Below are 20,654 nucleotides of genomic sequence, written 5' to 3'. Positions count from 1 at the left end.
CAACACTCGAGGGAAGATACGGAGGCACCCTCCGCTTAACAAGGGCCGCCGCGAAAATATTGGAATTCGTCAAAGCCCGTGCGCAAACAAGGCGATGCATCCTAGCCAGGGTTCAATCTAACCAATTCGTGATCTACACTGCCGGCATGGACGACCAGACCGACCAGACCCGAAAGCCCCGCGCCGATGCCGTGCGCAATCGCGAGCGCGTGCTCGAAGCCGCGAAAGCCGTGTTCAGCGCGGGCGGCCCGGAGGCAAGCCTCGAAGCTGTGGCAAAGCGTGCCGGCGTCGGCATCGGCACGCTCTACCGGCATTTCCCGACACGCGAGGATTTGTTCGAGGCGGTCTACCGCCGCGAGGTCGAGCAGCTCAGCGAGCTCGCCGAGCATCTGCGAAGCGCCAACGATCCGGTCGACGCGCTGCGACGGTGGCTGCGCTCCGCCGTCGAATTCGTTGCCACAAAGAAAGGCATGTCGGCCGCGCTAGCGCTGACCTATCAGAGCTCGTCGGAGCTCGCCGCCTTCTCGATGGAGCGGCTGACCAAGGCGATCGGCTCATTGCTCGACCGCGCGGTCGCAGCCGGTCAGATGCGCGGCGATGTCAGCCCGGAGGACCTGCTCAGGGCCCTGATCGGCATGTGCTACATGCACGACCAGCCCGGCTGGCAGTCCTCGGTGCTGCGCATGCTCGACGTGTTCGTGGACGGGCTGCGGGTGCAGCCCGGCACCAAAGCCAGGACGCGCGCCGCCGCCAAACCTGCGAAGCGGGGCGCGAAGCGCAAGCGATAGCCGACGGCGGCTACAAGATCACCGGAGGCTCGCTGCTGAAAGCCGGACAGGAGGCCTAAGTCGCAAAGCCCGGGCCGGCCTTGACCGCATTCATCCGCGCGCGAATCAGCAGCGCTACGACGATGCCGATGTTCAGCGCGTTCCACGCCACGCCGTTCGCAAACGCCGCGGCATACGAGCCGCTGGCATCGAAGATGACCCCCGACACCCAGCCGCCGAAGGACATGCCGAACACGGACGCAAAGATCACGATGCCGACGCGCGTCGCGGCTTCGCTCGCCGGCATCGCCTCGCGCACGATGATGGCATAGCTCGGCACGATGCCACCCTGGAACAGGCCGAACATCGCGGAGATGAGATAGAGCGAGGTGAGGCTGTCGAAAAACAAATAGAATACCAGCGCAAAGCCTTGCGCCAGCGATCCCACCAGCAGCGTGCGGATACCGCCGATCTTGTCGGCGAGATAGCCCGAGCCGATCCGGCTGACGATGCCGCAGCCCATCATCAGCGACAACATCTCGGCGCCGCGCGCGACGCCATAGCCAAGATCGCCGCAATAAGCGACGATATGCACCTGCGGCATCGCCATGGCGACGCAGCAGGAGATGCTGGCAATCGAGAGCAGCACCGTCAGTGTGTTGGTCGACAGCTTCAGATCGATCTGGGGCGGCGGTGCATTGGCGTGATCGCGGATATGATCGTCGCTCATCTGCGCGCGGAGGACGAGGACCAGAAGTGCCATCGTGCTCGCGCAGACGATACCGATGCCGATATGGGTGTAGCGCCAGCCGGCAGTCTGTGTGCCCCAGCTCACGATCGGCGGCCACATCGTGCCGGCGACATAATTGCCACTGGCGACGATGGTCACGGCCAGCCCACGATAGCGCTCGAACCAATGCGAGGCTTCCGCCATCAGCGGCGCGAAGGTCGCGGAGGTGCCAAGGCCGATCAGGAAATACGCCGCCACGAACTGCCAGAGCTGAGTTGATAAGCCCGCGAGCACATTGGCGACGCCGAGGAAGGCGATGCTGATTGCCATCGCGGGCACGATGCCGAACCGGTCGGTGATCTTGCCGGCGATCACGCCGCCCAGCCCGAAACCGAACATCATCAGCGTGAAGGCCAGCGACACCGCGCCGCGTGTGGCACCGAATTCCGCCTGCACCACGGGAATCACGACCACGACCGCCCACATGCCGACGGCGCCGATCGAGCCGATCACAAGCGCAGTCGCGAGCCGCATCCAGGCCTGACGGGAATCAGGCGTGAAGGAGGCCGGTCTCTGTCCTGGGTGATTTGGCGCAAGCACGGTCGGGACCATGTTCGCTGGATGCTTTATGGTCAAGCATCGTGGCGCGATATTGGGCATGCGCGGTGCACTGCGGTAAGAAGGAGCTTGGCGAAGGCGCGTTTTGCCATTAATTTGCAATCAGCGTGTGCAACACTGCCGCGCGGGGAACTTAACGACGCAAGATGTTGCTGCGATTGACACGATCGATGCGGATCAAGCTGGGGCGCTTCGTTGCCTTGGCCTATCTGTTCTGCGTGGTCGCGCCGGCAGCAGGCCTCGCCTGGAGCAATGGCCCGGCGCCCTGCCTCGATGAGGCCGTGCTGGCTGAGCTCGTGCCGGCGCATCACCAGATGGCGGCCAGCCACGCGCATGACGGCACCTCGGATCACCACGCCGGATCACATACGCATCACCGGACCGCCGACCAGGACGCGCCAGCCTCGCATGATCATGGCGGCAAGGGAACAGTCGGACCCTGCTGCGCGATGATGTGCGTGAGCGCGCTGCCGGCCGATCTGCCCAGCGTGGCCAAGCCGCTTCTGCCTGTCTCCGCCTGTGCGCCCGAGATCGTGGCGATCCTGCACAGCGCAGCGCCGCCCCTGCACTACCGTCCTCCCATCGCCTGATCTGACGCGACGGCATCAGGTCGCGCGCATCCCCGCGCGAGCGTGTGGTCTTACGACAGATCAGGGATAAATCATGCTTACGCTTTCCGGGGCGAAGTCCGCCGCAGCACTCGCTGCGCGTGGACGACACTTCCGATTCGATTGGCCGCTGCTGGCCTTGGCGCCGGTCTTGGCCGCATTGGCGTTGTCCGGCTGCATGCCGGCAACGATACCCGTCGCCAGTGCGGACCCTGCCGATCCCGGGGCCAAGGTCGCGCCTCTCGGCTATCGGTCGACGATCGCGCCCTACACGAGCCTGCGGCCTGCGGCGCCGGCCCCATGGCGCGGCCGCAACGACGCGGTCACACCGCAGCCAAAACAAGAGCAGTAGGAGCGCGCCATGATACATCATCTCGCGCGCCCCCTGCTTGTTCTCGCCGCGCTCGGTCTTTGCGCATCCGGTCTTGCCGGCTGTGCTGCGTTCTCGCCCGACAGCGGCATGACGACAGTCTCGGAGCTGACGAATCAGAGCATCAACAAGGACGTCGCCTTCGTGCGAACGACCGAGGGCGCCGGCGCGGTTGACGGGCGCGTGCGCCAATTGCTGTCGCGGACATTGACCGCAGATGCTGCCGTGCAGATTGCGCTGCTCAACAACAAGGGATTGCAAGCGGCCTATAACGAGCTGGCGCTCGCCGAGACCGATCTGGTCGAGCAGAGCCTGCCGCCCCATCCCGTGTTTTCGATCTCGCGGATCTCAGGCAAAGGCGCCAGCGAGATCGAGCGCCAGGTGGTCGGCGACATCCTTGCGCTCGCCACCCTGCCGTTCCGCTCCGACATCGCGCGCGACCGCTTTCGCCAGGCCCAGTTGCGCGCCGCACTGGCAACGCTGCGGCTCGCCGCTGACGTCCGCCGCGCTTATTGGCGCGCCGTTGCCGGCAGCGAGATGGTGGTGCTGCTGACCGACGCGAAAGCGACGGCGGAATCGACCGCACAGCTCGCGGTCAAGCTCGGTGAGACCGGCTCACTCAACAAGCTCGACCAAGCACGCGAGCAGGTGTTTTACGCCGAGACCACCGCCGACCTCGCCACCGCGCGGCAAACGACAGCAAGCGCCCGCGAAAGGCTCGCGCGCCTGATGGGGCTGTGGGACGGCGGCCTCGACTTCCGCCTGCCCAACCAATTGCCGCCGCTGCCGCGACGCCCGCACGCATTGCCCACGATCGAAGCCGACGCGGTCGCACATCGCATCGACTTGCAGATCGCGCGGCTGGAGCTGACAGCGCTGGCGAAGTCGCTGAACCTCACCGAGGCGACGCGCTTCGTCACCCTGCTCGATCTCGCCGGCATTTCCCGCCGCACCCGGGATCCGGAAGGCCCCCCGTTTCGCGAGCGCGGCTTCGACGTGCAGTTCCAGATTCCGCTCTTCGACGGCGGCGAGGTGCGCGTGCGGCAGGCGGCGGAGATCTACAATTTCGCCTTCAACCGCCTCACCGAGCGCGCCGTCAATGTGCGTTCGGAAGCACGCGACGCTTATCGCACCTATCGTTCCAGCTACGACATCGCCAGCCACTACCAGCGCGAGATCGTTCCTTTGCGAAAAATCATCACCGAGGAGATGCAGCTGCGCTTCTCCAGTATGCAGGTCGACATATTTGCGCTGCTCACCGAGGCACGACAGCGCCTCGCGTCGTTGCGCGCCGCCATCGACGCCAAGCAACGGTTCTTCCTCGCGCAGTCGGACTTGCAGACCGCCGTCAATGGCGGCGGCTCCCCTGCACCCGGCAGCGACAATCCAACCACCATCGCCGCGGCAGCGCCTCCCGATGGCGGCCACTGAGATGGAGGCCAGCATGTTTTCCCGCCGAGGATTTTTGGGCACTGCCGCGCTCGTCAGCGCCTCCGCGATTCAGGGCCGCGTCCAGGCCGCTTCGATTCCGGAGGCTGCGCATATGGACAAGGTGGTGATGCAGCCGCCGCTGCATCCGATCAGCGGCCCGGACTATCGTCCCGTGGTCACGCTGAACGGCTGGTCGCTGCCGTTCCGCATGAACGGCGACTGGAAGGAATTTCATCTCGTCGCCGAGCCCGTGGTGCGCGAATTCGCCGAAGGCATGAAGGTGAATTTGTGGGGCTATAACGGCCAGTCGCCGGGCCCGACCATCGAGGCCGTCGAGGGCGACAAGCTCCGCATCTTCGTCACCAACAAGCTGCCCGAATACACCACCGTGCATTGGCACGGCATGATCATTCCCAGCGGCATGGATGGTGTCGGCGGGCTGAACCAGCCGCATATTCAGCCGGGAAAAACCTTCGTCTACGAGTTCGAGATGAAGAAGAGCGGAACCTTCATGTATCACCCGCATTCCGACGAAATGGTGCAGATGGCGATGGGCATGATGGGCATGGTCGTCGTGCATCCGCGCGATTCGAGCTTCCGGCCCGTGGACCGCGACTTCGTCTTCGTGATGAGCACCTATCGCGTCGATCCCGGCACCTATCTGCCGCAGGTCAACGAGATGACCGACTTCAACATGTGGACCTGGAACGCACGGGTGTTTCCCGGCATTGATCCGCTGCCGGTCAGGCTCGGCGACAAGGTGCGCGTGCGCATCGGCAATCTCAGCATGACCAACCATCCGATCCATCTGCACGGCCACAGCTTTGCCGTGACCTGCACCGACGGCGGCTGGATTCCGGAGAGCGCGCAATATCCGGAGACGACGACGGACGTCCCGGTCGGCGCGGTGCGTGTGTTCGACGTGCTCGCGGACAATCCCGGCGATTGGGCGTTCCATTGCCACAAGTCGCACCACACCATGAATGCGATGGGCCACGACGTGCGCAACCTGATCGGCGTATCGCGCAAGGATCTCGCCAAGGCCGTCGGCAAGCTCGCGCCCGACAGCATGGCGATGGGCTCGATCGGCATGGCGATGGGCAACATGGAGATGCCCGCGCCCGACAACACGCTGCCGATGATGACCGGTACCGGCCAATTCGGGCCGATCGAGATGGGCGGAATGTTCACGGTGATGAAGATTCGCGAGGAGCTCGCACGCGACGACTATCGCGATCCCGGCCCCTACCAATTCCCGAAAGGTACCGTCGCCTATGAGGTCACGCCGCCGGCCGCAGAGCCGGCACGACAAAAAATCAGGCAGTCCGCCAATGAAGCACAAGATGTGAGCGTTCGATGAACCACCAACTGGAGACGACGATGAAGAAAACGATCAGGCTCGCCCTGGCGCTGACCGCGCTCTCGGCCGCGCCGGCTCTTGCCCACGACAAGCACGGGCACGGGACCTTTTCGGCTGGCGAGCCCGGCAATCCCAACAAGCCCGCGCGCAGCATCGAGATTCTGATGAACGAGATGGACTACACACCCGCCAGGATCGAAGTCAAACGCGGCGAGCAGATTCGCTTCGTCCTGCGCAATGTCGGCAAGGAAGACCACGAATTCCTGCTCGCGACACCTAAGGAGAATCTCGCCCATGCGGTGGAGATGAAGAAGCATCCGCACATGGAGCACGACGATCCGAACGGGGTGCGTCTCGCCCCGAACAAGACGGCCGAGATCCTCTGGAAGTTCAGCAAGGCCGGCACGTTCGAATTTTCCTGTCTGATTCCCGACCACCGCGACTACGGCATGGTCGGCCACGTCACCGTGAAGTAGCGAAAAGGGAGACTGCCATGAACCGCATCATCCGTATCACTGCAGCGCTGGCGCTGACGTTAGGCGGTGCCACTGGAGCCCTGGCCGGCGCTGCCTCGATCAGCGGCGAGGTCAAGAAGATCGACGAGGGCGCCGGCAAGATCACCCTCAAGCACGGCCCCGCGAAAAGCCTCGGCATGGAGGAACCCATGACCATGGTCTACCGCGTCAAGGATCCCGCGATGCTGAAGCAGGTGAAGGTCGGCGACAGGGTGACCTTCGAGGCCGAGGAGGCCGCCTCGGGCTACTCGGTGACCAAGATGGAGAAGGCGAAGTAGTCTCCGGTGTCATTCCGGGGCGCCCGCAGCGCGAACCCGGAATCCATTCATCGACCGACTCCGCCGCACGATGGATTCCGGGTTCGCGCTTCGCGCGCCCCGGAATGACGGGCTCAATCACCCAAGCGCCCCTCTTCCTCCCCCTCCGTTAACCCTTTGCTAACCATACACCGGGCAAAAATTGCCGGGTGAAGTCGAGTGTCGTCAGCCGCGTAGAACGGGAGCCCCCGTGGACGCCAGTGCGGTGCCTCACTTTCGGAACGGCGGCCCCTCGGCCGCTGCGCAGACGTTTGGGGCGCGCGGACGGCAGTCGCGCGGGGAGGCAGCTACCATGGTTGATGTCACCGCTGGACAAGGCGTAGGCGGGGCAAGGCCCGGGATCCCCTCCGTCTCCGAGATCGTCAACGTCCTCAAGCGCGGCGACATCGCGCTGGCGCTCGGCATCCTCACCATCCTGGTGGTGCTGATCCTTCCCCTGCCCGCGATCGTGCTGGACCTGTTCCTGGCGATCTCGATCACGCTCTCGATCCTGATCCTGATGACGTCGCTGTTCATCCAGGCGCCGCTGGAATTCTCCGCCTTCCCGACCATCCTGCTGATCTCGACCATGCTGCGCCTGTCGCTCAACATGGCCTCGACCCGGCTGATCCTGTCGCACGGGCACGAGGGCACGGCTGCTGCCGGTCACGTCATCGAGGCCTTCGGCAGCTTCGTGATGGGCGGCAATTTCGTCATCGGCATCATCGTCTTCGCCATCCTGATCATCGTCAACTTCGTCGTCATCACCAAGGGTTCGGGCCGCATCGCCGAAGTCGCCGCGCGCTTCCACCTCGACGCCATGCCCGGCAAGCAGATGGCAATCGACGCCGATCTCTCCGCCGGCCTGATCGACGAGAAGGTCGCCAAGGAGCGACGCAAGGAACTGGAGGATGAGAGCGGCTTCTTCGGTGCCATGGACGGTGCCTCCAAGTTCGTGCGCGGCGATGCCATCGCCGGCCTGCTGATCGTCTTCATCAACGTGGTCGGCGGCATGATCATCGGCGTGGCGCAGCAGGGCATGTCCTTCGCCGACGCCGGCCGCAGCTACACGCTCCTGACCGTTGGTGACGGCCTCGTCACCCAGGTGCCGGCGCTGATCGTCTCGACCGCGGCCGGCCTGCTCGTCTCCAAGGCCGGCGTCTCCGGCGCCGCCGACAAGGCGTTGATGAAGCAGTTCTCCGGCTACCCGCAGGCGCTGGCCATGTCCTCGGCGGTGATGCTGGTGCTGGCGGCGCTGCCGGGCATTCCGACCCTTCCCTTCCTCGCGCTCGGCGCCGGCGCCGGCGCGCTCGCCTGGCAGGCGCGCACCAACAAGAGAATCAGCATCAAGGCCGAGGAAGCCGCCAAGGCCGCGCCTGCTCCGGGCACGCCGGGTGCGCCGGGCGCGGCTGCGGCCGAAGAGCCGATCTCGGCTGCGCTCAAGATCGACGACCTCAAGATCGAGCTCGGCTATGCCCTGCTGCCGCTGGTTAACGGCCCCGATGGCACCGACCGCCTCACCGAGCAGATCAAGGCGCTGCGCCGCTCGCTCGCGGTCGAAATGGGTTTCGTGATGCCGGCGGTGCGCATCCTCGACAACGTCCAGCTCGAGGCCAACACTTACATCATCAAGATCAAGGAGGTCGACGCCGGCAGCGGCAAGATCTGGCCGAACCAGTTCATGGTCATGGACCCCGGCGGCAGCCAGGTGCAGGTGCCCGGCATCCACACCACCGAGCCGACCTTCGGCCTGCCCGCGACCTGGGTCGACGCCAGCTTCAAGGAAGAGGCCTCGCTGAAGGGCTACACCGTGGTCGACGCCGCAACCGTGCTCTCGACCCACCTCACCGAGCTGCTCAAGGCCAACATGTCGGACCTGCTCTCTTATGGCGAGGTGCAGAAGCTGCTCAAGGAGCTGCCGAAGGAGCAGAGCGAGCTGGTCAAGGACATCGTGCCGGGACAGGTCACGGTCTCCGGCATCCAGCGCGTGCTGCAACTCCTGCTGGCCGAACGCATCTCGATCCGCGACCTCTCGACCATCCTCGAAGGCATCGCCGACTCGCTCGCCTTCTCACGCAATCCCGCGACCATGGTCGAGCATGTCCGCGCCCGGCTGGCGCGGCAGATCTGCGCGCAGAACACCTCCTACAACGGCTATTTGCCGCTGATCGCGCTGTCGGCACGCTGGGAACAGGCATTTGCCGAGTCGATCATCGGCCAGGGCGAAGAGCGCAGTCTTGCGATGCAGCCCTCGAAACTGTCGGAGTTCATGACCGCCGTGCGCGAGGCGTTCGAGCGCGCCGCCCGCGAAGGCGAGGCGCCGGTGCTGGTCACCTCTGCCGCAATTCGTCCCTTCGTCCGCTCCCTGGTGGAACGGTTCCGGGCACAGACCACCGTGCTGTCGCAGGCCGAAATCCACCCTAGAGCGAGGTTGAAAACAGTCGGAAGCATCTGATTTGGCTCAAGAAGCCGCGTGTTTTTTGGCCACATGCAAATGGTTTTTGAGTTTTTGGCGGCTTGCGGGCCAAAAGCCGAAAAGGCGCCTCACAGGCAATTACATTGTTGAAATAATTATATAATCGAACGACCAAAGATCGCTTTTGATCGCGACCTTTCACGTCCTGTCACGCTGTTGTGATGGCCTCTTGGGAACGAATCCTCCCAATACTAGGTTGTTGGGCACCGGAAGCATGAACCTGCCTGAATGGGCTGGCGACTACTTCGGGTAGATGGCGGCAGGAGGCTTCCATGAACCACTCGATCTACAGCGCAGACCGCGCGACCCATCTGAAGATTGTGGTCGTGGCCCTCGTCGCAGGGATCGTGGTGGCGGGCCTCGGCATCACGGCACGGACGGGTTCGGATGAAGGCCTGACCCAGAGCGCCCGCGTCATCAAGGCCGGCCAGCCGGTCGTGATTACCAGTTCGAACGCGTCCCTCGTTCGCTAAGGAGACCTGACGAGTTTTGTGAATTCACGCGGCTCTTTACCAGCCCCCCAAAGTCGCCACGTGGATATGTAGACGACCCCAACCCCAAGTCGACTACAGAAAGCGCCCGCCCCCCACGGGCGCTTTCTCATGTCTGGTGTATGTTGCGGAAAATGAATTCGGCGCGGATGTAGCCAGCGATACCGCGACAGTGCGCTTGGGGCTACCGCGCCCGGTACGTCGGCGGCGGCGTCTGCACCGTCGGCGCCGCGGCAGCGAAGAGCTCGTCCCTGCTGCCTGTGAGCGGCGGATAGATGCGCCTGCGGTTGATCGTCTCCTTGGTCACTTTCGCGGCCGCGCCGGTGGCGCGCACCTCACGATTCCAGCCTTCCGTGTAGAGCGCGCCCCAGGTGCCGAGATCGAGCACGGTCACGTACCAGTCGATCCGCAGCGGCAGCATCGGCAGACCGGCGAGATCAGCCACCACGTTGTGACCGGCGAAGCGGCCCATGGGCCGCGCGAACTGACAGGACATCACGGTCGGATGCAGCCCGTCGATCACGCTCGAGGCAACGTCGCCGGCCGCGAACACACCGCCGACATCCGCAACCCGCATGAAAGGATCAACCAGGATGCGCCCGAGGCGATCGCGCGCGTCCGGAAAGCTCGCCGCCAAGGGGCTTGCACGGAGCCCGGCACACCAAATCACCGTCTGCGCCGAAATGAACTCGCCCGAACTCAGGCGCATGCCGGCAGCCTCGACCGAGACGACGCGCATACCAAGCCGCATCTCGACATCGAGCGAGGCCAAGGCCGTCTCGATCACGGGACGCGCCTGCGCGCCGATGGTGGCGCCGACCGCTGGATTGGGATCGACGAGGACGATGCGGCGGCTGCCGCTGATGCCCGCACGCGTTAGCTTCGCGGGCATCTCGGCCGCGACCTCGATGCCGGTGAAGCCGGCGCCAACCACTACCACCGTCGAACGCCCCGGCGCCGGCACGCTGCGTCCAAGCGAGACGAGATGATCCTCGAGGCGGAGCGCCGCGGCATAGGTATCGACGTCGAAAGCGTGCTCGGCAAGGCCTGGAATGTCGGGACGCATCACCTCGCTGCCGAGCGCCAGCACGAGGCGGTCATAGTTCAACCTCTCCTCACCGCCGCTCGTGACCAGCGAGATTTCACGTCGGTTCGGATCGATGGCTTCAACTTCGCCGATGCTGTGGCTGACGCCGATCGGATCGAGCAGTTGCGGCAGCGGTAGCGCGACCTCGCCGAGGTCGGCCTCGTAATTGCGGACGCGGATGTTGTGATAGGGATTGCGGTCGACGAGGCGGATCTCGATGTCGCTGTTCGCGCCGATCTCGTCGCGCTTGCGCGCAGCGCCGATGGCCGCCCACAGACCTGCAAACCCGGCGCCGAGCACGACGATACGCGCCATGTCCGCCTACTGCGCTTTCCCAACGGTCGATACGAGCGACCGACATGCGGATCGAGCGATCCGCCGCAGCCAGATATAGCTCATTCCGCCGCCTGGACCAACTGCGGCAGCATTGACGCGCCGGACAAGATTGCACAGCCCGGATCACGCCTTGCGCAGTTCCGACGGCGTCGCGCCGAAGCGCTTGCGGAAGGCGCGATTGAAATAGGACAGATCGGAAAAGCCCGAGGAATGTGCGATGTCGCTGATCTTGCGCGTCCTGGCGCGGGGATCGCCGAGCAGCTTGCGCGCCTGGAGCAGGCGCTGCTCCAGCACGAATTCGGTGAAGGTCGTGCCGGCCTGCTCGAACAGGCGCTGCGCCTGGCGCGGGCTGAGGCCCGAGCGCGTCGCGATCTCGGACAGGCAGAGATCGTTGCGGCCCAGCGCCGCCATCACGTCGGCGCGCATGAGATCGAGACGGGCCGCCGCATGCCCGCGTCCGCGCGCAAGGCTGGCATGCTCGGCGTCGGTCCCGAGCAGAAGGCCGACGAGGTCGATCATGTGCTGCGCGGTCAGACGCTGCCCGACCGCATCGAGATGCGGCGCCTGATTGGCGGCGAGCGCATGGTAGCGGAAGATGGTCTCGGCGACCGCGCCGTCGGAGAGCACCTGCGACAGCTTCTCCTCTGCGCGCGGATTGATGTCGAGCAGCGCGCGGCGCGGCATGCGGATGGTGGTGAAGCGCTCCTCGTCGGTGTGGCCGACGGTGCCGGTGATGCTCATGTCGACGAGCACCATCTGCGCCGGCGCGAGTTCGACGGTGTGACCGTTCTGCCCGACGCGGACGCGGCCCGCGTGTCCGACAATCAGGACGAGATCGTCGCTGCCGTCGGCGAGGTGGCTCTGCCTACGTGAATATTGTGCGGAAGCGCCTTCGGGAATGGCGAGCGCGATGTTGTCGACGACGCTGACCTGGAGCCGGCAGTCGATGCTGTCGCCCCGGCTCGGCCCAATATCGAGGCCGCAGCACCCGAAGACCCGCTCGCGCCAGTGCTCGAACTCCGGACCGTGCGGCAGCCCCGCATATTGGTGAATGAAGATGCCGGGAGCCTTCACTGCATCCATCTGATTTTCTCGCCCTCTCCGGCATCGCGCTCGGCGGCGCCGCTGCAAATTCCGGGCATTTGACGCCGCCAAGTGCAGCTAGGTTCAAATCGGACGCGGGATTCGGCGGGACTTGTCGGATTACGACGACGGGATGGACCGTGGCGACAGGTTCTGCTGGTAGCTCGAAGCAGAGCGGAATGCCGAACGATGGTCCGGATTGCGCTCCATCCGGGCCACGACGCTTTTGGCCAGGACGATATGAAATGTTGGGCTACTTCGCCGGCTGCGCCGGCGGCACGGTCTCGATCAGCTTGCCGGAAAACACCGGTGCCGAGGTCGGCTGGCCGTTGGGCGAACCGCCGGCCTGCTCGACCGTGACGGCGTAAGTCGCGCCGTTGACGACGTCGGAATCGTAGGACGCGAGCAGCGGACGCGCGGTGAAATCGCTAGCGCCGATCACGCCGAGCGAACGCGGCCGGGGCAGCTTGTCGGAGATCAGCCAGAGCTCGAAGCTCTTGCCGGGCTCCGGGGTCGCGCCGACCTTGCGGACCGTGAAATTCCGCGTCGCGCCGTCGACGGTGAGAATGAAGGCGGGGCCGCCGCCCTGGCCCTGCAGCAGCGCGACATATTGCGCGGAGGCGGCGAGCGGCGCGGCCGGCGTCTTCACTTCCACGGTCTGGATGCGCGGCGCGGGACGCAAGGTAGCCGGCAACGCATCAGGGAGGAATATCTGGAGCGACAGCGTCACGAGCAGCGCGGCCGCAAGCGCGCCGACGGCGGATGCGATGTTGCGCCAGCGCTTCACGCGCCCCTCGAGACGGATCACATTGCCGTCCTCGACGACCGGCGCCTGCGGCGCGCGGCCGACGTTGAGATCCGGAGCATGGACCTGCGGCATGAACTGCGGCGCGATCTCCGGAATAGCGTCGGGCTCGGCACGCGATGTCTGCGGCTGCTCCGCTTCGGGATGCTGCGGCTCCGGGGACTGCACGCCGGCCGTCGACGATTCCGACGAGGCAATGTCCAGCGAAGGCAATTCCGGTATGGGTGGCGGTGCAGCCTCGACATGCGGCTCCTGCGCAAGGGTCGTGCGCGCGATCTCGGACCTGATGTTCTCCCACACGATCGGACGCGGCTCGACCAAGCCGACCATCTGGTTGAGCGCGCCGAGCCGGAACGCCCAGGCCTGCACGACATCGGCGAACGCCTTGTCCACCGCCATCATGGTCTCGACCTGCGCGCGCTCGTCGGCGTCGAGCGTACCGAGCGCATATTCCGCGGCGAGCGCGATATGGTCCTCACTATAGGCCATCACGTCCCTTCACCTCTCCCGGAGGGAGAGGTCGATTTGCACAGGACGATGCGAAGCATCCTCGCATGCAAATCGGGTGAGGGGTTCAGGTGCCGTGAAAGAGCGTAAGCCCTCACCCGGATTGCATCTTGCGATGCAATCCGACCTCTCCCTCCGGGAGAGGTGAAGCAAGAAGGCTGCGCCAGCATACACACTCTCATCATCCACTAAAGTCCGAGGCACTCCCGGATATCCAGCATGCTGCGCCGCAGCCACGTCTTCACCGTGTTGACGGGCGCAACGAATTTCTCCGCCAATTGCTCGCGGCTCCAGCCGTTGTAATAGGCCAGAAGCACGAGCCGCTGGCGGTCCGGCTCGAGCCGGCCGATACATTCCAGGAGCCGTTTCAACTCCTCGGTCATCTCCCTCCGCGCCAGCGGATCAGGACTGTCGGCCGCCACCTCCATCGCCTGAGGCTCTTCCTCGATGGAGACTTCCGACTTCTTGCGAACAACGTCGATCGCACGGTTGCGGGCGATCGACGCCATCCACGTGATCGGCGAGGACATGGCCGCATTGAACTGGCCGGCGCTGTTCCAGATCTTGACGTAGGTCTCCTGAATGACCTCCTCTGCGAGATCCTGCCGGCGCAAGATACGGAGCACGACGCCATAAAGTTTCGCGCGCGTGGCGACGTAGAGCCGCTCGAACGCGGCCTGATCGCCCTTTGCCACCGCCTCAATCAGCCCGACCAGCTCTGCTGGCGTCAGCATTCAGCCCCCCACCGCCCGTCGCTTTCCGCGCAAGCCCAGGCACGTCGCTACCATAGCGCGCGACAAACCTGACCACCAAGAGGCGCGGCGCCTCCACTGTGGACAGCAAATATGAAAACCCGGACCTTGCGGTCCGGGTTTGGCAGATTTCTCGGCGGTCGGGCTGCTGGCGCCGTTAGGCGACGGCGCCGATGCGGGCGCGCATCAGGCCGATGCTGTCGAGATCGGCCTGCTCGCGGGCGTTCTCTTCGGCGCGCTCGCGGGCCTGGTCACGCTCGTCGAGGAGCTCGACCTTCTTCAACTCCTCGAAGGCTTCGGCCAATGCGGCCTTGGCTTCGTCGAGCTGGCCCTTGAGCTCGTCGGCCGAGCGGGTCAGGTTCTCGCGACGCTGGATCGCGGCCTTGGCATAGGTCGGGTAGGCGAAGTGCGAGGGATCGTTGATCCCGGCGCGCTCCTGCTCGGTCTGGATCTCGCGCTCGAGATCAACCGACATCCGCTGGAAGTCGGCGATCATGGTCTCGATCTGGGTGACCCGGCGGCGCTTCTCGTCGACCTGAAATTTCTTCAGGCGAATGAGGGTATCACGTGACTTCATCGACTCGTACTCCCCAGAAGTCCCCTCGCTGCACGTGGGACGGCACCGGTCTCCCCACAGGCCCGATTGCGGCCAAGACCGGCTCTGCTACTCTGTGGGATCGGATGATGACCTGACAAAGTTAGCGTTCCGTTTCCAAATCACCCAGGATTTGCGCCAACTGGCGATAGCCGCCCGCGAGTGATGCATTTTCGTCCTTGCGCTGGCGCAGGAAGGCCTCGAGCGGCTCGTGCAGGCGGATCGCTTCGTCGACCTCAGGGCTGGAGCCGGCCCGGTAGGCGCCGAGCCGGATCAATTCCTCCATGTCGGCATAGGTCGCCATCACCTGCCGTGCCCGCTGGATGGTCGGCCAGAATTGCGGATCGGCCGATTTCGGCATGGTGCGGGAGACGGATTTGAGGATGTTGATGGCGGGGTAGCGACCGCGCTCAGCGATCGAGCGCTGCATCACGATATGGCCATCGAGGATGCCGCGGACGGCGTCCGCAATCGGTTCATTATGATCGTCGCCGTCGACCAGCACCGTGAAGATCGCGGTGATGGCGCCCTCCCCCAGGCCGGGTCCGGCGCGCTCCAGGAGTTTGGGCAATTCGGTGAACACGGTCGGCGTGTAGCCCTTGGCAGTCGGCGGCTCGCCAGCGGATAGACCAATCTCGCGCTGGGCCATGGCAAAGCGCGTCACCGAGTCCATCAGGCAGAGCACGTCCTTGTCCTCGTCGCGAAAATACTCAGCGACCGCGAGCGTCAGATATGCCGCCTGGCGGCGCATAAGCGCGGGCTCGTCCGAGGTCGCCACCACCACCACGGAGCGCGCAAGGCCCTCCTCGCCGAGATCATCCTGCAAGAATTCCTGCACCTCGCGGCCGCGTTCGCCGATCAGGCCGATGACGCTGACATCGGCATCGACGTTGCGCGCCAGCATCGACAGCAGCACCGACTTGCCGACGCCGGAGCCCGCGAAGATACCCATGCGTTGGCCCCGGCAGCAGGTGAGAAAGGTGTTCATCGCGCGCACGCCGAGATCGAGCGGGGCACCGACGCGCTTGCGTGAATGCGCGGGCGGCGGCGTATTGCGGAACGGCATCGGCGAGGAACCTTGCGGCAGGGGCCCCTTGCCGTCGATCGGCTCGCCCAGCGCATTGACGACACGGCCGAGCCAGGCCGCCGACGGCCGCACTTGATTGGCGGCATTGGCGATGACCGCCTTGCACCCGCGGCGCACGCCATCGAGGCCGGCGAACGGCATCACCACGGCATTGTTGCCGGAGAAGCCGATCACCTCGCAGGGGATCGAACGGTTGGCACCGGTCTCGATCACCAGCCGCGCACCCACCGACATTGCGTGAATGGGACCGGCCACCTCGACCATGAGGCCGCGCACGCCGACTACACGGCCATAGATGTTGACGCCGTCGATGTCGCCGATCTGTTCGGCCAAAGCCTTCATAGGTGGGCCTTCATTAAGTGCGCGCCTTCGTCATCCGGGGGCCTCAAGGTGAAAACCTTAAGTTTCGCCATATTTCTGAACGGCGCTTAACTTCGTGTTTACCCGCATCATTAATCATTGCGTCACTGTCTTTGAGACTGAGCGTGACTTCCCTTCAGAAGAAGGCTGAGTCGCGGGAGTCGGTTAGGCCCGCCTCTTAAAGTGGAGCTTGAACAGAACCGGGTGACGAAAGCTGCTTCGCACGCAAGACCTTAGGGCGATTCGACAAAAATTGCACCGGGGGGACTTGCGTTCCAGAATCAGAGTTTGTTAACCATCTGTTGTCAGGATCCGAATCAGTTGTTCAAAGGCGTTTTGTTGAGTGCCGCGAATGCGGCCGACCTGACGCCCAGGAGCGGCGACTATGGGGAACTGGCATGCGCGTTTTGCTGATTGAAGATGACAGCGCCGTCGCGCAGTCGATCGAGCTGATGTTGAAGTCGGAGAGCTTCAACGTTTACACGACCGATTTGGGGGAAGAAGGCGTCGATCTCGGTAAACTATACGATTACGACATTATTCTCCTCGACCTCAATCTGCCCGACATGTCCGGCTACGACGTGCTCAAGCAGCTCCGGGTCTCCAAGATCAAGACACCGATTCTGATCCTCTCCGGCCTCGCCGGCATCGAGGACAAGGTCAAGGGTCTCGGCGTCGGCGCCGACGACTACATGACCAAGCCCTTCCACAAGGACGAGCTGGTGGCCCGCATCCACGCGATCGTGCGCCGCTCCAAGGGCCATGCCCAGTCGGTCATCCAGACCGGCGACCTCGTCGTCAACCTCGACACCAAGACGGTGGAAGTCGGCGGCCAGCGCGTGCATCTGACCGGCAAGGAATATCAGATGCTGGAGCTCCTCAGCTTGCGCAAGGGCACGACCCTCACCAAGGAAATGTTCCTCAACCACCTCTATGGCGGCATGGACGAGCCGGAGCTGAAGATCATCGACGTCTTCATCTGCAAGCTCCGCAAGAAGCTCGCCAACGCCTCCGAGGGACGCAACTTCATCGAGACGGTGTGGGGCCGCGGCTACGTGCTGCGCGAGCCGCACGAGGCCGACGAGCGCATCCCGGCCTGATCCTGGGTTTACGTCGCGCGCCCTCGGGCTCGCTCCTTCCAGCCTGGACCCCGCCGCAAATGGCGGGGTTTTGTTTTTGGGGTCGCCAACGCCGCCTCATCGTCCTCCCGCCATTGAACCGCTATCCTTTCCCCGCCGACGAATGGTCGCTGCACGATGGGGGAACGATCATCCTGCTCGGCTTCGTGGCACCGCTGGTCAGCGCCATCGCCCATTCGGCCAATGTGCTGGATTGCGTGATCTGGGCGACGATCGCACTGGTCGTGCAGGTCATCGTGTTCTTCCTCGTGAAGGTCCCGGTGCCGAACCTGTCGGCGCGGATCTCTGCCGGCGAGTTTGCCCCGGCGATCTGGCTTGGCTCACGAGCCGTGTGGCTCTCGATCCGAGAAGACGAGAGCCCGATCACGGGCAACCGCTCGCGGTTTCTACCACATGCGATTTTGTGAGGCGTGTCGTTCCGGGCTCGGCGCTATCGCGCCGCCCCGGAATGACAGATGAGATCACCGCGCCGCAGCCACCTTCAACGACGGCGGCATCAATCCGCCCATGGGGCGGCCGGAGCGCAAGGGGTTGAGCTGGTAGAGACCGCCGCGATCGGCGATGGGGCGGAACGCATCGGAGATGCCGATGACGGATTCGGCGGCGCCAAGCAGCAGCGTGCCATCGGCCGCCATGCCCTTCGCCATCCGCTCGAAGATCACCGCCTTGGTGTCCTGGTCGAAATAGATCAGCACGTTACGGCAGAAGATCACGTCGAACGTGCCGAGATGGGAGAAGTCCTGCAACAGATTGAGCTGGCGGAACTGCACCATCGATCGAATGTCAGGATTGAGCTGCCAGACGTCCCCGACTTGCGTGAAGTGTTTCACGAGGAGCTGAATCGGCAGGCCGCGCTGCACCTCGAACTGGCTGTAGATGCCGGCCTTGGATTTCTCCAGCACCTCCTGCGACAGATCGGTGGCGACGATCTCGATACGCCAGCCGGCGAGCGCAGCACCCATGTCCTTCAGGCACATCGCGATCGAATAGGGCTCCTGCCCCGTCGACGATGCCGCCGACCAGATCCGGAGTGACCTGCGCGCCGCGCGCCTCTCGACCAGACCTGGAATGATCGTCTCGCGCAAATGGTCGAACGGAATCTTGTCGCGGAAGAAGAAGGTCTCGTTGGTGGTCATGGCTTCGACCACGTCGGTCGCGAGCCGGCCGTCACCATTTCTGATCTTCAATACGAGATCGGCAATGCCCGAGAGGCTCGACTTGCGGGCCAGCGGCAGCAGCCGGCTCTCGACCAGATATTGCTTGTCGGCCGACAGGTCGAGACCGGAGCGCTCCTTCAGGAACTTGCGCAAATATTCGTAGTCTACCGGCGTCACGAGCGGTCCCCCGCAAACAGACGATTGACCTTGGCGCCGATCTGGTTCAGCGGCAGGATCGCCGCGCAGATGCCGGCATTGGCGGCCGCGCCCGGCATGCCCCAGACGACGCTGGAAGCCTCGTCCTGCGCGATGACACTGCCGCCGGCAGCGACGATGTCCTTGCCGCCGCGCATGCCGTCGGCGCCCATGCCCGTCAGGATCACGGACAGGATGCCGCCGTGCCAGATGTCGATGGCGGAGGTGAAGAGCGGATCAACCGCAGGCTTGCAGAAATTGACGGCGGGGCCGTCGTCGAGCGCGATCACAGCGTCGGTGCCGCTGCGCACGACGCGCATGTGCTTGCCGCCGGGCGCCAGGTAAATCCGTCCCCGCTTCACCGGCTCGCCGTCGATCGCCTCGGCCGCCGGCTTGCGGCTCGAACGCGCCAGATGCTCGGCAAGAATGGTGGTGAAGGTCGGCGGCATGTGCTGGGTGATCAGCACCGGGACGCGATCGATCACCGGGCCGAGCTCGGTGACGAGCGCCATCAGCGCCTGCGGACCGCCGGTTGAGGAGCCGATCAGCAGCACCTTTGGCGCCTGGGTCGAGAACGGGCGCGTGGCCGGCGCTCCCGCCGACGGCGCGGCCGAAGCCGGCGCGGCGGGCCGCGCGACGGCCGGTGCACGTACAACCGGCGCGGGGCTCGCGGGCGCCAGCGGCGGGCTCGCAACCGTGGACCTCCTGCGCAGGCGCGCGCCAAGGTGGCGGATCTTCTGGACCAAATCGTGGTGGAAGATGTCCGCGGCCGACGCCTCGCGCGTCGATTCCGGCTTCGGAATGTAGTCGGCCGCGCCGAGCGACAACGCCTTGAAGCTGATCTCCGCGTTACGGCGGGTCAGCGTCGAGGCCATGATGATGACCAGATCGCGCTTCTTCGCCAGCAGTTGCGGCAGCGCCGAGAGGCCGTCGAGCTCGGGCATTTCGATGTCGAGCACGGCGACATCGGGGTTGATGCGTTCGATCTGGTTGACCGCCTCGAGCCCGGTGCGCAGCGAGGCCGCAACCTCCATGTCGTGCTCGGCACCGACCCAGCGCGAGATCAGACCGCGAATGACGACGGAATCGTCGACGATCATGACCCGCAACGGCCCGGCCTCGCGCGACGAGCCCGTGGTCGAATTACCTGCGAACGCAACACTCATTACTCACCAACTCAGACTGAAACGGTTCAGTTGAAAACAAGCGCCGAAGGATCCGTTCAGCCTCCGGACGGTCGCTCAGATAAGGCCGACTTCCTGGAATTTCGCCGTCACGATGTCCTTGTCGAAGGGCTTCATGATGTACTCGTTGGCGCCGGCGTGCAGCGCGCGCGCGATGTGCGCGACGTCGTTCTCGGTGGTGCAGAACACCACCTTGGGCTGGTCGCCGCCGGGCATGCGCCTGAGATGGCCGAGGAACTCGTAGCCGTCCATGACGGGCATGTTCCAGTCGAGCAGCACCGCATCGGGCAAGCCGCGCTTGCAGGCTTCCAGCGCCTTCTCACCGTCTTCGGCTTCGAGGATCTGGAAGTCGAGGCCCTCCAGGATCCGGCGCGCAACCTTGCGGATGACGCTGGAATCATCAACGACGAGACAAGTTCGCATGTGAACCTCTGCTTCCTTCCCCTTTGCCGGGGCGCTTTCAGTTGCAGGCCCGATGACGGCGATGCCGCCGTATCAGGCTGCCATCATCTCGGGCGCGAGCTCGAGGACGCGATCGACGTCGAGGACGACCATGAGCTGGCCGTCGAGGCGGTGGACGCCGCCGGCGAGCTTGGCCATGCGGGAGTCGAGGTTGACGGGGTTGTCTTCCTTGCCGTCCTCGGGCAGGCGCAGCACCTCGCCGATCTGGTCGATGAGCAGGCCGTAGGATTCGCCGCGCAGGTC

General features: G+C 64.7%; 21 protein-coding genes and 1 pseudogene. 11 read left to right on the top strand and 11 right to left on the bottom strand.

The window, feature by feature from the left end; translation table 11 throughout:
* Positions 1–146: 146 nt before the first annotated feature.
* Entirely contained in the window at positions 147–788 is a 642-nt protein-coding gene (locus IVA98_RS19810) for a TetR/AcrR family transcriptional regulator (protein WP_247305630.1), read from the top strand.
* A 55-nt stretch (positions 789–843) separates the two neighbouring features.
* Here IVA98_RS19810 and IVA98_RS19805 read toward each other — a convergent pair whose 3' ends face one another.
* Complete coding sequence (locus tag IVA98_RS19805; RefSeq protein ID WP_247305001.1) at positions 844–2,109, bottom strand: MFS transporter; 1,266 nt, start codon at positions 2,107–2,109, stop codon at positions 844–846.
* Positions 2,110–2,285: 176 nt separating this feature from the next.
* Between IVA98_RS19805 and IVA98_RS19800 the strand changes: the two genes are divergently transcribed.
* The 8 genes from IVA98_RS19800 (at position 2,286) to IVA98_RS19765 (ending at position 9,644) form a co-directional block, all read left to right on the top strand.
* Positions 2,286–2,705 (top strand): hypothetical protein, encoded by a 420-nt coding sequence (locus IVA98_RS19800; protein WP_247304999.1) that lies wholly within the window; start codon positions 2,286–2,288, stop codon positions 2,703–2,705.
* 73 nt (positions 2,706–2,778) lie between these two features.
* Positions 2,779–3,075, top strand: a complete 297-nt coding sequence (locus IVA98_RS19795) for a hypothetical protein (RefSeq protein WP_247355363.1) — start codon at positions 2,779–2,781, stop codon at positions 3,073–3,075.
* 9 nt (positions 3,076–3,084) lie between these two features.
* Positions 3,085–4,524 (top strand): TolC family protein, encoded by a 1,440-nt coding sequence (locus tag IVA98_RS19790; protein ID WP_247332816.1) that lies wholly within the window; start codon positions 3,085–3,087, stop codon positions 4,522–4,524.
* Positions 4,525–4,537: 13 nt separating this feature from the next.
* Positions 4,538–5,884, top strand: coding sequence for a copper oxidase (locus IVA98_RS19785; RefSeq protein WP_247332815.1), 1,347 nt, complete (start codon positions 4,538–4,540; stop codon positions 5,882–5,884).
* A gap of 20 nt (positions 5,885–5,904) precedes the next feature.
* On the top strand, positions 5,905–6,360 hold the full coding sequence (locus IVA98_RS19780; RefSeq protein WP_247304989.1) for a cupredoxin domain-containing protein: 456 nt from the start codon (positions 5,905–5,907) through the stop codon (positions 6,358–6,360).
* Positions 6,361–6,377: 17 nt separating this feature from the next.
* On the top strand, positions 6,378–6,677 hold the full coding sequence (locus IVA98_RS19775) for a copper-binding protein (RefSeq protein WP_247304986.1): 300 nt from the start codon (positions 6,378–6,380) through the stop codon (positions 6,675–6,677).
* Between the two features lie 331 nt (positions 6,678–7,008).
* Positions 7,009–9,150, top strand: a complete 2,142-nt coding sequence (gene flhA, locus IVA98_RS19770) for a flagellar biosynthesis protein FlhA (RefSeq protein ID WP_247304984.1) — start codon at positions 7,009–7,011, stop codon at positions 9,148–9,150.
* Between the two features lie 293 nt (positions 9,151–9,443).
* Complete coding sequence (locus tag IVA98_RS19765) at positions 9,444–9,644, top strand: hypothetical protein (protein ID WP_247280847.1); 201 nt, start codon at positions 9,444–9,446, stop codon at positions 9,642–9,644.
* A 202-nt stretch (positions 9,645–9,846) separates the two neighbouring features.
* On the opposite strand, the gene IVA98_RS19760 is transcribed toward IVA98_RS19765, so the two are convergent.
* The 6 genes from IVA98_RS19760 to fliI form a co-directional block, all read right to left on the bottom strand.
* Entirely contained in the window at positions 9,847–11,064 is a 1,218-nt protein-coding gene (locus IVA98_RS19760; protein ID WP_247304981.1) for an NAD(P)/FAD-dependent oxidoreductase, read from the bottom strand.
* Positions 11,065–11,208: 144 nt separating this feature from the next.
* Complete coding sequence (locus tag IVA98_RS19755) at positions 11,209–12,168, bottom strand: helix-turn-helix transcriptional regulator (protein WP_247304978.1); 960 nt, start codon at positions 12,166–12,168, stop codon at positions 11,209–11,211.
* Between the two features lie 253 nt (positions 12,169–12,421).
* Positions 12,422–13,462, bottom strand: coding sequence for an anti-sigma factor (locus tag IVA98_RS19750; RefSeq protein WP_247305627.1), 1,041 nt, complete (start codon positions 13,460–13,462; stop codon positions 12,422–12,424).
* Between the two features lie 206 nt (positions 13,463–13,668).
* Positions 13,669–14,214 (bottom strand): sigma-70 family RNA polymerase sigma factor, encoded by a 546-nt coding sequence (locus tag IVA98_RS19745; protein ID WP_247304976.1) that lies wholly within the window; start codon positions 14,212–14,214, stop codon positions 13,669–13,671.
* Between the two features lie 175 nt (positions 14,215–14,389).
* A complete protein-coding gene (gene fliJ, locus IVA98_RS19740) occupies positions 14,390–14,809 on the bottom strand; it encodes a flagellar export protein FliJ (RefSeq protein ID WP_011084990.1) in 420 nt (139 codons plus the stop codon).
* 121 nt (positions 14,810–14,930) lie between these two features.
* Positions 14,931–16,256: a flagellar protein export ATPase FliI gene (fliI, locus tag IVA98_RS19735; RefSeq protein ID WP_247304974.1), complete on the bottom strand. Its 1,326-nt coding sequence runs from the start codon at positions 16,254–16,256 to the stop codon at positions 14,931–14,933.
* 416 nt (positions 16,257–16,672) lie between these two features.
* Here fliI and ctrA point away from each other — a divergent pair, with 416 nt between their 5' ends.
* Both ctrA and IVA98_RS37280 read left to right on the top strand, forming a co-directional pair.
* A complete protein-coding gene (gene ctrA / locus IVA98_RS19730) occupies positions 16,673–17,374 on the top strand; it encodes a response regulator transcription factor CtrA (protein ID WP_016848562.1) in 702 nt (233 codons plus the stop codon).
* Between the two features lie 173 nt (positions 17,375–17,547).
* A pseudogene (locus IVA98_RS37280) lies at positions 17,548–17,733 on the top strand (DUF350 domain-containing protein); the annotation flags it as partial.
* A gap of 141 nt (positions 17,734–17,874) precedes the next feature.
* On the opposite strand, the gene IVA98_RS19720 reads toward IVA98_RS37280, so the two are convergent.
* The 4 genes from IVA98_RS19720 to IVA98_RS19705 form a co-directional block, all read right to left on the bottom strand.
* Positions 17,875–18,747 carry a CheR family methyltransferase gene (locus tag IVA98_RS19720; protein ID WP_247304968.1) on the bottom strand — a complete coding sequence of 291 codons (873 nt, stop codon included), beginning with the start codon at positions 18,745–18,747 and terminating at the stop codon, positions 17,875–17,877.
* Positions 18,744–19,931: a protein-glutamate methylesterase/protein-glutamine glutaminase gene (cheB, locus tag IVA98_RS19715; protein ID WP_247304966.1), complete on the bottom strand. Its 1,188-nt coding sequence runs from the start codon at positions 19,929–19,931 to the stop codon at positions 18,744–18,746. The genes IVA98_RS19720 and cheB overlap by 4 nt, the downstream gene beginning before the upstream one ends.
* Before the next feature lie 75 nt (positions 19,932–20,006).
* Positions 20,007–20,372: a response regulator gene (locus tag IVA98_RS19710; protein ID WP_007600538.1), complete on the bottom strand. Its 366-nt coding sequence runs from the start codon at positions 20,370–20,372 to the stop codon at positions 20,007–20,009.
* 72 nt (positions 20,373–20,444) lie between these two features.
* Positions 20,445–20,654: chemotaxis protein CheW (locus IVA98_RS19705; protein ID WP_247304965.1), on the bottom strand; the 210-nt coding region annotated here is incomplete at its 5' end.

Source organism: Bradyrhizobium sp. 160, from assembly GCF_023073735.1.
Lineage (GTDB): Bacteria > Pseudomonadota > Alphaproteobacteria > Rhizobiales > Xanthobacteraceae > Bradyrhizobium.
Note: the sequence above shows the minus strand (reverse complement) of the source record. Positions and strands in the feature narration are given on the sequence as shown.